The following is a 13522-nucleotide window of genomic DNA, read 5'->3' on the forward strand; positions in this document are numbered from 1 at the left end:
CTTTGAGTACACTCCAACTTTTACAGTGGGTCATGAACGCCATGTACAGCATACAGGACATCAGTGCACAGACCGGGCTGAGCGCCCATACCCTGCGCTACTACGAGCGCATCGAGCTGCTCGGGCCGGTACCGCGTGCACCGGGCGGCCAGCGCCGCTACCGGGAGGATGACCTGCGCTGGCTGGCGTTCCTGCAACGCCTGCGCGTGATCGGCATGCCCATCCGGGACATGCAGACCTACGCCAGGCTTCGTCAATCTGGTGACAGCACGCTCGCGCAGCGCCGGACCATGCTGGAGCAGTATCAGACCGCCCTGCAGGAACGGATCGGACAATTGCAGCAGTCCGCCCATCTGTTGGATGAAAAGATCGCCCACTACCGGCGGCTGGAGCTGGCTATCACCGCGACCGGAGAACCCAACCATGAATGACACACGTTACCAGCGCGGCCTGCAGAAGCTGGCCGAGATTGACGGCCATGCTGGCCAGCAGGTGATCGACAGCTTGCAGGACCTGGCCCCCGACTTTGCCCGTTACCTGATCGAATACCCGTTTGGTGACATCTACAGCCGTCCCGGCCTCGATCTGCGCGGGCGGGAGATCGCGGTGGTGGCCGCGCTAACCGCACTGGGCAATGCCGCACCACAGCTGAAGGTGCACCTGCATGCAGCGCTGAATGTCGGGCTCAGCCGCGAGGAAATTCTGGAGGTGATCATGCAGATGTCGGTCTACGCCGGTTTCCCGGCAGCGCTGAATGCGCTGGCCGTGGCACGCACGGTGTTTGCCGAGCACGCGGCCGAGATTCAGGCCACGGCAGACAGGCGCTCAGCCCCCTCACCTTCCGCCAGTACCTGACTGATGCGGTATTCATCCAGCTCCGGGGCACACAGCTGAATGAAGCGATAGGCAAAGTCCCGCAGATAGTGGCCTCGCCGTACCGCAATGCGGGTGGTGTTCTGCGGGAACAAAGCGTGGCTGTCCAGCAGGTGCAGGCCTTGGTCGCGCCGAGCATTGAACGCCATGGAGGCAATGATGCCCACGCCCAGCCCCAGCTCGACGTAGGACTTGATCACGTCCGCATCCAGTGCCGACATCACCACATCCGGCAGCAAACCGGCGTCGGTAAAGGCTTGGTCTATCCTGGCCCGGCCAGTAAACCCCTCGTGATAGGTGATGATCGGGTAGTCTGCCAACGCTTCCAGCGTGAGCTCGGGTACATCGAGCAGCGGGTGCCCATCCGGTACCAGCACCCCATGATGCCAGTGGTAATAGGGAAAGGAGCCCAAGGGAGGATGCTCGGCCAGGGATTCGGTGGCGATGCCGATATCGGCCTGCCCGTCGATCAACATGCGGGCGATCTCATCCGGGCTGCCCTGATGCAGCTTCAGGTGTACGCGCGGAAAGCGCCGCTTGAATGCAGTCACCACTTGCGGCAGCACATAACGGGCCTGCGTGTGGGTGGTGGCGACGGTCAGCTGCCCTTCATCCCGCTGGCTGTACTGCTCAGCCAGCCGCTTGATGTTGCCCGCTTCGAGCAGCAGGCGGTCCACCATATTGACCAGTTCCTTGCCGGGTTCGGTCAACCCCAGTAGTCGCTTGCCTTTGCGGACAAACAGTTCCACTCCCAGTTCGTCTTCCAGGTCCTTGATATGCTTGGAGACCCCGGACTGTGAGGTAAACAGGGCGTTGGCGGCTTCGGTCAGATTGAAGTTGCGGCGTACCGTCTCTCGGATGATGCGCAGTTGCTGGAAATTCATGCGGCGACTCCCGTTGCCAGCTGCCTGGCAAACAACTGCAATCGCTGCGGTCGCAATGCCACCAGTTGTCCTTCCTGCAGCGCCAGCGACTGCAATTGCTCGCGGCTCAGCTCCACCTCGATCGGGGCACGCAGGCCCTCCAGACTTTCCAGCTCGACCCGACTGCGGATACCAAAGGTCAACACCCGTGCCACTCGGGCAGCAATGCCCTCGCCTACACTCGCCTGCGGCAGAATATCCAGCTCATGCGGACGAGCAAAGGCAATCACCTCCTCGCCCTGGGCGAAGCTGCCCTGTAGCGGCAAGCTGGCCGCGCCAATCTCCACCCGCCCGGCATTGATGCGCCCGGCAAAGCGGTTGACGTTGCCAAGGAAGCCATACACAAACGGCGTTTCCGGTTGCTGGTAGACCTGCTCCGGGGTTCCCGTCTGCTCTACTTTGCCGTGGTTCATCAGCACCACCCGGTCTGCCACCTCCAGCGCCTCATCCTGATCGTGCGTGACGAAGAGGGAAGTGACATGCAGTTCATCGTGCAAACGGCGCAGCCAGCGGCGCAGTTCCTTGCGCACCTGGGCATCCAGTGCACCGAAAGGCTCGTCCAGCAACAACACCTTGGGCTCTACCGCCAGCGCCCGTGCCAGTGCAATCCGCTGCCGCTGCCCACCCGATAGCTGGGAAGGGAAACGGTCTGCCAACCAGTCCAGCTGTACCAGCTGCAACAGTGACATCACCCGCTCACGGATGGTGGCCTCCGACGGGCGCTCACGGCGGGGCTTCATGCGCAGGCCAAACGCGATGTTGTCAAACACCGTCATGTGCTGGAACAAGGCGTAATGCTGGAATACAAAACCCACTTGCCGTTCACGGGCATGCCGCGCTACGGCATCTTCGCCATCCAGAATCACCTGTCCGGCGTCGGCCTGCTCCAGCCCGGCGATGATGCGCAGCAGGGTCGTTTTGCCACAGCCGGAGGGCCCAAGTAGCGCCACCAGTTCGCCAGAGGGAAACGACAGACTGATGTCATCCAGCGCGACAAATTGGTCAAAGCGCTTGTGAATATGCTGAACCTGAATGCTCATGGAGCCTCCCGAAGCAAGGATATCTGCCGTGCAGCCCGATGCTCCACCCAGGTTTTGACCACCAGGGTGAACAAAGCCAGCACTGCCAGCAGGGACGCTACGGCAAAGGCCGCAGCATGTTGGTATTCGTTGTACAAAATCTCGACCTGCAGCGGCAGGGTATTGGTCATGCCACGGATGTGCCCCGACACCACACTAACTGCGCCAAACTCACCCATCGCCCGTGCACTGCACAGGATCACGCCATACAGCAGCCCCCACTTCACATTGGGCAGGGTCACATGCCAGAAGGTGCGCCAGCCATTGGCCCCCAGCACCAGCGCCGCCTCTTCCTCTTCCCGGCCTTGCGCCTGCATCAGCGGGATCAACTCACGGGCAATGAAAGGAAGGGTCACAAACAGGGTGGCCAGCACGATGCCCGGCACCGCAAAGATCACCTTCAGCTCATGGCTGGCCAACCAAGGTCCCAGCCAGCCTTGCGCACCAAACAGCAGGACAAACATCAGCCCCGCCACCACCGGCGACACCGAAAACGGGATGTCGATCAGGGTGATCAGTAAGGTCTTGCCGGGAAAGTCAAACTTGGCAATAGCCCAGGCGGCGCATAGCCCGAACAGCAGATTGATCGGTACGGCAATGCCCACCGCCAGCAAGGTCAGCTTGATGGCAGACCAGACCTCCGGGTCATGCAGGGCGCTCAGCCAGGCCGACAAGCCTTTGGCCAAGGCCTCCACCAGCACCACGACCAGCGGCATGAGCAAGAACAGGGCAAAGAAGGCCAATGCCACCACCAGCAGGCTGAGACGCACCCAGCGTGGGTCACGGGTGGCCAGCGGATGGTGGGAGGCAGCCTGGATCACGATCGTACTCATGCTGGCGCTCCCTGGCGGCGTACCAGCCAGCCTTGCAGTCCGTTGATCAACAGCAGCATGATCAGCGAGAGGCTAAGCATCACCACCGCAATGGCGGTGGCCCCGGCATAGTCATATTGTTCCAGCTTGCTGATGATCAGCAGCGGCGCAATTTCAGAGACCATGGGCAAATTACCGGCGATGAAAATGACTGAACCGTACTCGCCCACACCACGGGCAAACGCCAGCGCCAGCCCGGTAAGGATGGCGGGCAGCAGGCCGGGCAGAATCACGTGACGGAAGGCCTGCCAGCGTCGGGCACCCAGACTGGCGGCAGCCTCTTCCTGTGCCGCATCCAGCGCTTGCAGCACCGGCTGGACGGTACGGACCACAAACGGCAGGCCGACAAACACCAGCGCGACAAACACCCCCAGCGGTTGAAAAGCGACCTTCAGACCCAAGGGCTCCAGCCACTGGCCCATCCAGCCATTGCGGGCATACAGTGCGGTCAGGGCAATACCCGCCACAGCGGTTGGCAAGGCAAAGGGCAGATCCATCAAGGCGTCCACCACCCGTTTGCCCGGGAAGGGATAACGCACAAGCACCCAGGCCAGCAGCACCCCGAACACGGCATTGAGCAACGCTGCCGCCATGGCCATACCAAACGACAGTCGGTAAGAGGCCACCACGCGCTCCGACGTGGCGGCTTGCCAGAAGTGCTCCCACCCCAGCGAACCCGCTTTCAGTACCACCGCCAACAGAGGCAGCAGCACCATCAGCAGCAGATACAGCAAGGTTATGCCCAGACTGAGGCGAAAGCCCGGCAGCACATGCCAGCGCTGACGGCGCGCACTGCGGGTAGATGACCCATGGTGCGGAATGGCTTCCCGTATCACGTCTGCCCCGGTTGGCATGATGCGCTCCCCGTTGTTGGTGAAGGCCAGTGTAGGGAGCCTGACAGCGCTTGAGAAATATTAAAAACTGCGTTCTTTATTCAATATAGTGATTTAAAGAAACATCACTAAGAACTGAAGGGAATTTAAGCCAAACGGCGGCCTGTTTGCCGCTCCAGCAAGAGCCGGGTGTGATGGCGCAGGCGGGAAAGGTGCCCACCTCGCCCTTTGGGCAGATAGAGGGCGTCATCATCATTTCCCAAGGGCATACCGGTCTGACAAGCCTGCAAGGCATGCAGCAATTGCAAGCCAGCAGGCCAAGGGCCGAAACCGGCCTCCACATTGATATGCCCGGCCATACCCTGATTAACGAAGCGACTACCCCAGCGGTCCGCCCACCATGTCGCAGACGTCAGCCGCATCCACGGATCATTGCGGCTGGCCACCAGCACACTGGGGCAGGGCAAAGGTTTGTCTGGCAGCCAGGCCGCTACACCGGCTTGCCAGCTCACCTCCTCCGGCTGCAAGCCCAGCAAGTCAAAGCGCGCCGGGCTGGCCGGTGCCACCAGCAACGCCCCGGCCACTTTGCCAGGCAATTCCTGGATCGCCACCACACTGGCCAGGCAGCCAAAGCTGTGTGCCACCACATACACCGGCCCGACGGCCTCCTGTATGGCCTGGCGTACCGAGCTGGCCCACCAGGCCAGTACCGGCTGTGTCCAGTCAATGCCGGTAACCCGGCACGCCTGCGGCAGCTGCTGCTCCATCCAGCTCTGCTAGTGCTCCGGGCCACTGCCCATGTAGCCCGGTACCATGAGAATGGTAGCGTGAGACACAGCGTCTCCTTTACTTGACCGCGATCTGGTCAAACACCCCGCCATCGGCAAAATGGACTTTCTGTGCCTTTTGCCAGCCACCGAAAACCTGATCAATGGTAAACAGGTTCAGCTTGGGGAAGCGCTTGAGGTCTTCCGGCTGCGCCAGCTGCGGCAATACCGGGCGGAAATAATGGTCTGCCGCCAGGCGCTGCCCTTCTGCAGAGTAGAGATACTGCAGGTAAGCCTGCGCCTGCTTCAGCTGTCCGTGCTTGCTGGCCACTTTGTCGACCACCGCCACCACCGGCTCGGCCAGGATGGATACCGAAGGCACCACAATCTGGAACTTGTCCGGTCCCAGCTCTTGGGTAGCGAGGAATGCCTCGTTTTCCCACGCCAGCAATACATCGCCCATACCGCGTTCGGCAAAGGTGGTCAGCGAGCCGCGTGCAGCGGAATCCAGCACTTTGACGTTACCATACAGCTTGCGTACAAATTCACGGGCGCTTGCCTCGGAGCCGCCCGGTTGCTTCAGAGCATAGCCCCAGGCCGCCAGATAGTTCCAGCGGGCACCGCCACCGGTTTTCGGATTGGGCGTCACCACCTCCACACCGGGCTTGACCAGATCGGACCAATCCTTGATGCCCTTGGGGTTGCCCTTGCGTACCAGAAACACAATAGTCGAGGTGTAGGGTGCGCTGTTGTGGGTCAAGCGCTTTTGCCAGTTGGCGGGCAGGTTGCCGGTTTTGCTGGCAATTTCGTCAATATCGTAAGCCAGTGCCAGCGTGACCACATCCGCCTCCAGCCCGTCGATCACCGCGCGGGCCTGCTTGCCGGATCCGCCGTGAGACTGGTTGATGCGCAGCTCCTCGCCGGTCTTGCCCTTCCAGTAGCGGGCAAATTTTTCGTTGTAGTCCTTGTAAAACTCGCGGGTCGGGTCGTAGGAGACATTGAGCAGGTCTGCCTGCGCCCACAGGGGCACACTGGCGACCAGCGCCAGTAGCCAGCGGGATGAGCGGATTCGTACAGATTGTTTCATGCTGTGACCTCATGTCGTGTGTAATGAGGTCACTGTACGGCTCAGCCCGGACCGGGTGAACCAAGAAAAAGTGCAAAGCTTATCGCCTGCGGTGTCACCCTCACATGGCCGCCAGTAGCTGACTCAGGTTGTAGCGGAACATGGCTTCATAACTGGCCGCCGGACCGGATGCTGCCGACAAGGCATCCGAATACAGCTTGCCGCCCGGCTTGACGCCCGCTTCACTGGCCAACTGCTGCAACAGGCGCGGGTTGCTGATGTTTTCCACAAACACGGCCTTGACCTGTTGTTGACGTATCTGCTCGATCAGGCGTGCCACCGCCTTGGGGGTGGCTTCAGCATCGGTATTCATGCCTTGCGGCGCCAAGAAGGTGATGCCGAAACGCTGTGCGAGGTAGCCAAACGCATCATGCGAGGTGATGACTTTGCGGCGGGCCGCCGGGAGCTTGCCCACGGCAGCCAGCGCCCATTGCTCCAGTACCTGCAGGCGTTGCTGATAGGCGCTGCTGCGCTGGCGATAATAGGCCGCATGCGCCGGGTCAACCTTGCTCAAGGCCTGCTCGATGTTCTGCACATACTGGCGGACACGTGCCGGGTCCTGCCAGGCATGCGGGTCTACACCATGCTCTTCGCCGGCCAGGGTCTGCACACCCTTGGATGCGACGGTGAGCGCGCCCTGATAATGTGCGGCGGTAGCCAGCCGAGGCAACCAGTCGTCAAACCCCAAGCCGTTGACCACCACCAGCCGGGCCTTCCCCAGCAGCGCAGCGTGCTTGGGGGCGGGCTGGAAGACATGGGCGTCCTGATCCGGCCCGACCAGCGCGGTCACGCTGACCTGATCCCCACCCACTTGCTGTACCAGGTCCCCCAGAATGGAGAAGCTGACCACCACCGGCAAGCGCTCCGCCTTTGCCAGCCCGCAGATCAGCAGCAAGGCAGCTGACAGTTGTACCCAACGATGACGACGCATGGTTCACCTCTTCTTACGCAACCCAGTTGCATTTAATAATAAACCGATGCACCCTCCGCAGGCCTGCTCAGGCCTCCAGATGGCGCAAACGCCACACTTTCCACAGCAGCCCGCCCTGTGAGCCCAGCAGCAGCGACAGCATGTAGCCGAGCCCGGCCACCAGAATGATGCTGGGTCCGGAGGGCAGATCCGCATGATAGGACAGTAACAAACCGAGGTAGCCAGACAAACCCGCCAGCCCCAGTGACACCGCAAACAGGCCCGGCAGTTGGGCCGCCCACAGGCGGGCGCTGGTGGCAGGCAGCATCATCAGGCCCACCGCCATCAGGGTGCCTAGCGCCTGAAAACCGGCCACCAGATTGAGCACCACCAGAATCAGGAATACAAAGTGCGCCACCGCGCCGCCGCCACCCATGGCGCGGAAGAAATCCGGGTCAAAACTCTCCAGCACCAGTGGCCGGTACAACAGGGCCAGCGTCAGCAGCGTGAAACTGGCGATACCCGCCACTAGCAACAGGGCAGCAGGATCGACTGCCAGTACCGCGCCAAACAGGAAGTGCAGCAGGTCGACATTCTTGCCCCATTTGGACACCAGCAGCACCCCGGTCGCCAGCGATAACAGGTAGAACGCGGCGAAGCTGGCGTCTTCCTTGAGCTGGGTCTGTCGTGTCACCCAGCCCGCCAGCACCACCACCACCACCCCGGCAATCAGCCCGCCAATGCTCATCGCCACCAGCGACAAGCCTTGCGCAATAAAGGCAATGGCCGCACCCGGCAGGATGGCATGGCTCATGGCGTCGCCCACCAGGCTCATCCGGCGCAGCACCAGCAGCAGGCCGATCGGTGCGCAGCCCATCGCCAGCGCCAGGCAGCCAATCAGCGCATGCCGCATGAAGGCGAACTCGGCAAACGGTTGCCACAGCCATTCATACAAGCTATGCATCATGCGGCCACACTCTGGTTGACGGGGTCATCGCGGTGGCACACCGGCGCATCGTCTACCCAGCGCTCCGCCATGGCGTTGGCACGCTGCAGACTGGCCGGGGTCAGCACTTCATGGGTCGGCCCCCAGGCAATGCACTCCTTGGCCAGCAAGACCGTGTCCATGAAATGGCTACGGACCTGGTCAAAATCATGCAACACCCCAATCACGGTACGCCCCTCGTGCTGCCAGTGCTGGATCAGTCGCAGCAAATCGGCCGTGGTACGCGCATCCACCCCGGTAAACGGCTCATCCAGCAAGATGATGGGCGCATCCTGCAGCAGGATGCGCGAGAACAGCACCCGCTGGAATTGCCCGCTGGACAGGCTGCCGATACTGCGGTCGCCAAAGCCTTCCAGGCCCACCGTGGCCAGCGCCTGCTCCACCTGCTCGCGCTCAGCCTGCGACACGCCACCAAACCAGCCTCGCTTGCGCCAATGCCCCAGCAGCACCACATCACGCACCGACACCGGGAAGCTGCGGTCGATATTCGCCAATTGCGGCAAATACGCCATGTGCCGCGACGGGTCGGCAAAGCGGATGCTGCCATGCTGCACCGGCAGCAAACCCACCAATGCCTTGAGCAAGCTGCTCTTGCCGGCCCCATTGGGGCCGACGATGGCGGTGGTCACCCCCTGCCGAAACTGACCGGACACATGGTGTACCGCCGGATGGCGATAGTACGCCAGCGTCACGTTCTCCAGCGTCACCGCACTCATGCCGCCCCCTTCAGCGCCCACCACACCCCGCCCCACAGCAGCAGCAGCAAGGGCAATACACACAGCACCCGCTGCCAAGCAGAGGCCCCCAGCACACTCCAGCGTGCGCGCTGGGGTAGCGGGCGTGCCGTGTGGCTTGTCGGCTCGTGGGAGTGCGAGTGGGTGTGACCGCTCATGCGGTAGCTTCCTGTTGGCAGGCGTGGCAAACGCCCTTGATTTCCAGCTCATGCGCCGTGATGGTGAATTGTGCGGCAGCGGCATCTTGTTGCAACTGACGCATGCTGGCCGTTCCAGCGACTTCGGTGACTTGATGACAACGCTGACAAATCAGCAGCACACCTTGATGGTGCGGCGTCAACCCATGCTCGCAGGCCACAAAGGCGTTCAGCGATTCCAGCCGATGCACCAGCCCCATGCTGACCAGAAAATCCAGCGCCCGATACACCGTTGGCGGCGCAGCCGTGGGTTTGGCTTTCTGCAAGCTGGCCAGAATGTCGTACGCCTTGAGTGGGCCACCCGCCTGCAGCAACATGGCCAGTACTTCGCGGCGGCTGTCAGTGAGCTTTTCACCACGGCTCAGGCACCACTGCTGGGCGGCCTGCAAGGCAAGGGGCACGGTATTCATCGGGGTGGCAGGAGGTACAGTCTCAGGTTTTATGAATGCAATGTTATAACATAACACCCTGATGCGTCCAGCCTGCAGCCGCGCCACAAACCTGCCATAATCAGCGGCGAAACCTCGCGGACCCTGATATGGCCTCCCATTTGCGACCCTGGCTCACTCGCCTGCAGTTACAGCCCGCCCTGGCGCTGGCCGGCCTGTTTGCGCTCTGGGTATTGATGGAAGCCTTGGCGGGCCTGCGCCTGCTGGCCCCGCTTGATACCTACTTCAGCGATCATCTGCTCCGCCAGCACGCCTCACAGCGCCCCACACCCGACAACATCGTGATGATCGGCATCGACCAGCGCAGCCTGGAAGACGACGCCATGCTGGACTTTGCCGGGCGCAACTGGCCGTGGCCACGGATGGTGCATGCCGAGCTGCTGCGTGAACTGCAGCAACGGGGTGCCAAGGCTGTCATCTTTGACCTCACCTTCACCGAAGGTGACCCCTCGGCGCCAGAGAGTGACCGCGCCTTTGCCCAAGCCCTGCGGGCATTCCCGGCCTATTTACCGCTGGTGGTGCAGCCGGATGGGCAGCCCTCCCCGTTCAAGCGGCTACCCCCGCTGATGGCAGTCCGCCCCGGCCCGGATGCCCAACCCGACGCGGGTGCGCCACTGCTGACGCCAATGGCGCTGCCGGTCGATGTCTGGCGCACCGGCTTGATCAACTTCCTGCCCGATCCGGATACCGTGGGGCGTCGCTACTATATCGACTATTCACGACAAGGCTGGCGCATCCCTTCCCTGCCTGCCCGGGTCGCCCGCGATCAGGGCTGGGTGGTGCCACTACAAACCGACATTCTGCTGAACTGGTACAGCAAACCCTTCCCCCGTCTGTCTTACCGCGATGTGGTCTTGAGCCGACAGTTCAGCAAACCTATCCCGCTGCCGGATCTACGCGGCAAGATCATCATCGTTGGCGCGTATGCCTCGGGTTTGTCCGACCTGCACCCCACGCCACTGAGCCGCCTCACCGACCCGCCTACCCCGACCGCCGGGCCAGAGATTCTGGCCACCGCACTGGCCAACCTGCAACACGGCGACTGGCTGCGTCCGGCACCGCGCGCCTCGGAGCTGGGGCTGGCCATCCTGCTGATGTTCCTGCTGGCCTGGGGCTGGCGGCGTGGCTGGCATGTCAGCCTGCTTGCTCTGGGTTTGCTGCTGGCAACAGCGCTCAGCACGCTGGGTAGCTATCTGCTCTTGCAGCGGACCATTCTTTGGCTTCCCTTTAGCTATCTGACCCTATGCTGGTTGTATTTTTTCATCTGCGCCTTGCTGTACTTTCTGGCCGAGCGGCGGCGGCGTGAGCATACCGTGCAACTGTTCAACCGCTTTCTGGATCCCCGTGTGGTGCGCAAGCTGGTAGACCGCAATGCACTGGCCCAGGCGGAAGTCGGTCAGGCAGTGGAAATCTCGGTGCTGTTCTCCGACATCCGCGGTTTTACCACCCTGTCTGAGCGGCAGCCACCAGAAAAAGTGGTGCAGATGCTGAACGGTTATTTCGACTTGCAGGTAGAGGCGATAGACTTGCACGGTGGCACACTGGACAAATTCATCGGCGACGCGATCATGGCCTTTTGGGGGGCGCCGCTGAGCAATCCGCATCACGCCAGCGAGGCGGTCGCCGCAGCACTGGACATGACCGACCGGCTGGAACAGTTCAAGCGCATGCTGGGTGAGGCCGGACAAGGGTTTGATATCGGTATCGGCATCCATAGCGGCCCCGCCGTGGTGGGCCTGATTGGCTCCACCCAGCGGCGACTGGATTACACCGCGATTGGGGATACCGTGAATCTGGCCAGCCGCATTGAAGGACAAACCAAAGGTATCGCCCGCATTCTGGTCTCGGAATCCACCCGGCTGGCGTGCGGTGAACAATTTGAATTCATCGACCACGGTGAACATCAGGTCAAGGGCCGGGAACAACCGGTCCGGCTATTTGAACCAAAAAGGAAGACAACATGAACCGCATGCCGCGCCTGCTGGCCGGGGCGCTATTGGTGACCGGGGGGCTGGCTCTGGCGGCTCCCGCCACGGTAACCCGTAGCAGTGATCTGAAAGCCAAACCGCAACTCGACGCGCCTACCATCGCCACCCTCTCGGCCAATAGCGAAGTGGATGCCACCCCCGGCGAAGGCCGCTGGGTGCAAGTGAAGACCAGCGACGGCAAGAGCGGCTGGGTCAACTTGATGGCGATTCGCTTCAAGAGCACTGCGAGTGGCAACGCCGGTGCAGGACTGGCGCAGGTGCTCGGCGCCACCCGCTCCGGCAGTACGAGCTCGGCCTCTACGACGGGTGCTAAAGCCGGCAAGGACGACCCCATGGCCAAGGCAGATATTCAGAATGCCACCCCCAACCCGGCGGATGTCGCCCAGATGGAACGCTATGCCGTCTCGGCCAATGAGGCCCGGCAAATCGCCCAGGCCAACCGCCTGAAAGCACAGAAAGTAGATTACCTGAAAGGAGGCCAGTAATGCGTGCCCGTCTTACCCTGCGCCCGCTGCTGCTGACCGCCTTGTGTGCTGCGCTGCTGGCTGGCTGTGCCAACAATAAAGAGGTACAGAAACTATTCAACAACTTGCCGGACAGCAACGCCAAGCAGATGCTGCAAGGTGCAGCCGAGGCCACCTCGGATGTCAGCCCGGAAGAAGAGCGCGCCATGGGCAAGGACATGTCCGCGCTGCTGCTGGGCGCAAGGCCTTTGTTGCGCCATCCGGCGGCAGAACAATACGTCAACCGGCTGGGCCTGTGGATTGCATTGCAGAGCGAACGCCCCGATCTAGCGTGGCGCTTTGGTATTCTTGACGACAAGGGTGTGAATGCCTACGCGGCACCTGGTGGTTATGTGTTCGTCACCAAGGGCTTGTTGCTGTCGGTGAAATCCGAATCCGAGCTGGCCGGGATCCTGGGCCACGAAATCGCCCACGTCATCAAGCGTCACCATGTGCAAGTGGCCAAGAAGAAGGGCATGGGCAAACTGGTGAGCGGGGCCATCGGTCAGTATGCGCAGAAGCAAGGTACGCCGGAGTTGGCGGCCATGAACAATCTGTTCAAGAATGTCTATACCTCCGGTCTGGACCAGGCCGATGAGTATGAGGCCGATGAATTGGGGGTGGTACTGGCCACCCGTGCCGGCTACTCGCCGTATGGCCTGCCTTCGGTGCTGCAGATGTTTGCAGCCGCCAATGCCAAAGACCCGGGGTTTGAGCTGCTGTTCTCGACCCACCCGATGCCGAATGACCGCCTGAACCGGCTGGACAAGCTGATGGGTGACAAGCTGGATGGTTTTGAGAAAACCGCATCGCAAGACTCCAGCCGCCTGCGCAACATCCAGCGCCTGCTGGCCAGGTAAGTCTGGCTGACCTTACCCCGCTTGCCGCGCAGGCGGGGTAAGGTAACGCTGCAGCCAGGCCACCGCGTCAGGCTCATTGCTGAAGGCAAAGCAGGGAATCTGTGGCCGGTTGTAAAGCAGTGACAGACGGAACAGATGATGCAGATACCAGCCTTCCAGCACATAGGCCAGTGCGCTGGTCACACCGCATAGCGCCGGGCCGGACAGGTAGCGTTTGACCTCGGGCGGCACAGACGGCCGCCCGCTACCGAAGACGATGACCGGGCACGGACAATCCGCCAGCTCCTGCTGCCGGGTCACCGCCCACTGGATGTCTTCCAGTGTGATCAGCGGATCATTGCCATGATCCACCCTGACGATGCCATCCGCACCCAGCCAGACTCGTGGCCGCATGCTTGCCTC

General features: G+C 61.9%; 17 protein-coding genes. 5 read left to right on the plus strand and 12 right to left on the minus strand.

Features of this window, described 5'->3' with window-relative positions:
- Positions 1-32: 32 nt before the first annotated feature.
- Positions 33-431: a MerR family transcriptional regulator gene (locus HF682_RS13470; RefSeq protein WP_168877839.1), complete on the plus strand. Its 399-nt coding sequence runs from the start codon at positions 33-35 to the stop codon at positions 429-431.
- Positions 424-855: a carboxymuconolactone decarboxylase family protein gene (locus HF682_RS13475; RefSeq protein WP_168877840.1), complete on the plus strand. Its 432-nt coding sequence runs from the start codon at positions 424-426 to the stop codon at positions 853-855. The genes HF682_RS13470 and HF682_RS13475 overlap by 8 nt, the downstream gene beginning before the upstream one ends.
- On the opposite strand, the gene HF682_RS13480 is transcribed toward HF682_RS13475, so the two are convergent.
- The 11 genes from HF682_RS13480 to HF682_RS13530 all read right to left on the minus strand — a co-directional run bounded on the left by HF682_RS13480 (position 804) and on the right by HF682_RS13530 (position 9730).
- Entirely contained in the window at positions 804-1757 is a 954-nt protein-coding gene (locus tag HF682_RS13480) for a CysB family HTH-type transcriptional regulator (RefSeq protein ID WP_168877841.1), read from the minus strand. The genes HF682_RS13475 and HF682_RS13480 overlap by 52 nt on opposite strands.
- Positions 1754-2836 carry a sulfate/molybdate ABC transporter ATP-binding protein gene (locus HF682_RS13485; protein WP_168877842.1) on the minus strand — a complete coding sequence of 361 codons (1083 nt, stop codon included), beginning with the start codon at positions 2834-2836 and terminating at the stop codon, positions 1754-1756. Before HF682_RS13485 ends, HF682_RS13480 begins: the two co-directional genes overlap by 4 nt.
- Entirely contained in the window at positions 2833-3708 is an 876-nt protein-coding gene (cysW, locus tag HF682_RS13490; RefSeq protein WP_168877843.1) for a sulfate ABC transporter permease subunit CysW, read from the minus strand. Before cysW ends, HF682_RS13485 begins: the two co-directional genes overlap by 4 nt.
- On the minus strand, positions 3705-4601 hold the full coding sequence (gene cysT, locus HF682_RS13495; RefSeq protein WP_168877844.1) for a sulfate ABC transporter permease subunit CysT: 897 nt from the start codon (positions 4599-4601) through the stop codon (positions 3705-3707). Before cysT ends, cysW begins: the two co-directional genes overlap by 4 nt.
- Positions 4602-4726: 125 nt before the next feature.
- A complete protein-coding gene (locus tag HF682_RS13500; protein ID WP_205882085.1) occupies positions 4727-5347 on the minus strand; it encodes an RBBP9/YdeN family alpha/beta hydrolase in 621 nt (206 codons plus the stop codon).
- A 79-nt stretch (positions 5348-5426) separates the two neighbouring features.
- The gene (locus tag HF682_RS13505; RefSeq protein ID WP_168877845.1) at positions 5427-6434 is read right to left on the minus strand and encodes a sulfate ABC transporter substrate-binding protein; all 1008 of its coding nucleotides are present in this window, start codon (positions 6432-6434) and stop codon (positions 5427-5429) included.
- A gap of 100 nt (positions 6435-6534) precedes the next feature.
- Positions 6535-7404: a metal ABC transporter substrate-binding protein gene (locus HF682_RS13510; protein ID WP_168877846.1), complete on the minus strand. Its 870-nt coding sequence runs from the start codon at positions 7402-7404 to the stop codon at positions 6535-6537.
- Between the two features lie 67 nt (positions 7405-7471).
- Entirely contained in the window at positions 7472-8347 is an 876-nt protein-coding gene (locus HF682_RS13515; RefSeq protein ID WP_168878085.1) for a metal ABC transporter permease, read from the minus strand.
- The gene (locus HF682_RS13520; protein ID WP_168877847.1) at positions 8347-9105 is read right to left on the minus strand and encodes a metal ABC transporter ATP-binding protein; all 759 of its coding nucleotides are present in this window, start codon (positions 9103-9105) and stop codon (positions 8347-8349) included. Before HF682_RS13520 ends, HF682_RS13515 begins: the two co-directional genes overlap by 1 nt.
- On the minus strand, positions 9102-9281 hold the full coding sequence (locus HF682_RS13525; RefSeq protein WP_168877682.1) for a hypothetical protein: 180 nt from the start codon (positions 9279-9281) through the stop codon (positions 9102-9104). Before HF682_RS13525 ends, HF682_RS13520 begins: the two co-directional genes overlap by 4 nt.
- Positions 9278-9730 carry a Fur family transcriptional regulator gene (locus HF682_RS13530; RefSeq protein WP_168877848.1) on the minus strand — a complete coding sequence of 151 codons (453 nt, stop codon included), beginning with the start codon at positions 9728-9730 and terminating at the stop codon, positions 9278-9280. Before HF682_RS13530 ends, HF682_RS13525 begins: the two co-directional genes overlap by 4 nt.
- Positions 9731-9858: 128 nt before the next feature.
- On the opposite strand from HF682_RS13530, the gene HF682_RS13535 reads away from it, so the two are divergent.
- Genes HF682_RS13535 through HF682_RS13545 form a run of 3 tightly spaced genes read left to right on the plus strand, consistent with a single transcriptional unit; the run spans position 9859 to position 13120 of the window.
- Positions 9859-11733: an adenylate/guanylate cyclase domain-containing protein gene (locus HF682_RS13535; protein ID WP_168877849.1), complete on the plus strand. Its 1875-nt coding sequence runs from the start codon at positions 9859-9861 to the stop codon at positions 11731-11733.
- Positions 11730-12242 carry an SH3 domain-containing protein gene (locus HF682_RS13540; RefSeq protein WP_168877850.1) on the plus strand — a complete coding sequence of 171 codons (513 nt, stop codon included), beginning with the start codon at positions 11730-11732 and terminating at the stop codon, positions 12240-12242. Before HF682_RS13535 ends, HF682_RS13540 begins: the two co-directional genes overlap by 4 nt.
- On the plus strand, positions 12242-13120 hold the full coding sequence (locus HF682_RS13545; RefSeq protein ID WP_168877851.1) for a M48 family metalloprotease: 879 nt from the start codon (positions 12242-12244) through the stop codon (positions 13118-13120). Before HF682_RS13540 ends, HF682_RS13545 begins: the two co-directional genes overlap by 1 nt.
- 12 nt (positions 13121-13132) lie before the next feature.
- On the opposite strand, the gene HF682_RS13550 is transcribed toward HF682_RS13545, so the two are convergent.
- Positions 13133-13513, minus strand: a complete 381-nt coding sequence (locus HF682_RS13550; RefSeq protein ID WP_168877852.1) for a DUF7793 family protein — start codon at positions 13511-13513, stop codon at positions 13133-13135.
- Between the last annotated feature and the right edge of the window lie 9 nt (positions 13514-13522).

The sequence above is a fragment of the Leeia aquatica genome, from assembly GCF_012641365.1.
In the GTDB taxonomy this organism is placed as follows: Bacteria; Pseudomonadota; Gammaproteobacteria; order Burkholderiales; family Leeiaceae; genus Leeia; species Leeia aquatica.

What these genes read in the sequence shown, in the direction of transcription:
- HF682_RS13470 (WP_168877839.1), top strand. Translation starts at nt 33, where the DNA reads ATGAACGCCATGTACAGCATACAGGACATCAGTGCACAGACCGGGCTG.
- HF682_RS13475 (WP_168877840.1), top strand. Translation starts at nt 424, where the DNA reads ATGAATGACACACGTTACCAGCGCGGCCTGCAGAAGCTGGCCGAGATT.
- HF682_RS13480 (WP_168877841.1), bottom strand. Translation starts at nt 1,757, where the DNA reads ATGAATTTCCAGCAACTGCGCATCATCCGAGAGACGGTACGCCGCAAC.
- HF682_RS13485 (WP_168877842.1), bottom strand. Translation starts at nt 2,836, where the DNA reads ATGAGCATTCAGGTTCAGCATATTCACAAGCGCTTTGACCAATTTGTC.
- cysW (WP_168877843.1), bottom strand. Translation starts at nt 3,708, where the DNA reads ATGAGTACGATCGTGATCCAGGCTGCCTCCCACCATCCGCTGGCCACC.
- cysT (WP_168877844.1), bottom strand. Translation starts at nt 4,601, where the DNA reads ATGCCAACCGGGGCAGACGTGATACGGGAAGCCATTCCGCACCATGGG.
- HF682_RS13500 (WP_205882085.1), bottom strand. Translation starts at nt 5,347, where the DNA reads ATGGAGCAGCAGCTGCCGCAGGCGTGCCGGGTTACCGGCATTGACTGG.
- HF682_RS13505 (WP_168877845.1), bottom strand. Translation starts at nt 6,434, where the DNA reads ATGAAACAATCTGTACGAATCCGCTCATCCCGCTGGCTACTGGCGCTG.
- HF682_RS13510 (WP_168877846.1), bottom strand. Translation starts at nt 7,404, where the DNA reads ATGCGTCGTCATCGTTGGGTACAACTGTCAGCTGCCTTGCTGCTGATC.
- HF682_RS13515 (WP_168878085.1), bottom strand. Translation starts at nt 8,347, where the DNA reads ATGCATAGCTTGTATGAATGGCTGTGGCAACCGTTTGCCGAGTTCGCC.
- HF682_RS13520 (WP_168877847.1), bottom strand. Translation starts at nt 9,105, where the DNA reads ATGAGTGCGGTGACGCTGGAGAACGTGACGCTGGCGTACTATCGCCAT.
- HF682_RS13525 (WP_168877682.1), bottom strand. Translation starts at nt 9,281, where the DNA reads ATGAGCGGTCACACCCACTCGCACTCCCACGAGCCGACAAGCCACACG.
- HF682_RS13530 (WP_168877848.1), bottom strand. Translation starts at nt 9,730, where the DNA reads ATGAATACCGTGCCCCTTGCCTTGCAGGCCGCCCAGCAGTGGTGCCTG.
- HF682_RS13535 (WP_168877849.1), top strand. Translation starts at nt 9,859, where the DNA reads ATGGCCTCCCATTTGCGACCCTGGCTCACTCGCCTGCAGTTACAGCCC.
- HF682_RS13540 (WP_168877850.1), top strand. Translation starts at nt 11,730, where the DNA reads ATGAACCGCATGCCGCGCCTGCTGGCCGGGGCGCTATTGGTGACCGGG.
- HF682_RS13545 (WP_168877851.1), top strand. Translation starts at nt 12,242, where the DNA reads ATGCGTGCCCGTCTTACCCTGCGCCCGCTGCTGCTGACCGCCTTGTGT.
- HF682_RS13550 (WP_168877852.1), bottom strand. Translation starts at nt 13,513, where the DNA reads ATGCGGCCACGAGTCTGGCTGGGTGCGGATGGCATCGTCAGGGTGGAT.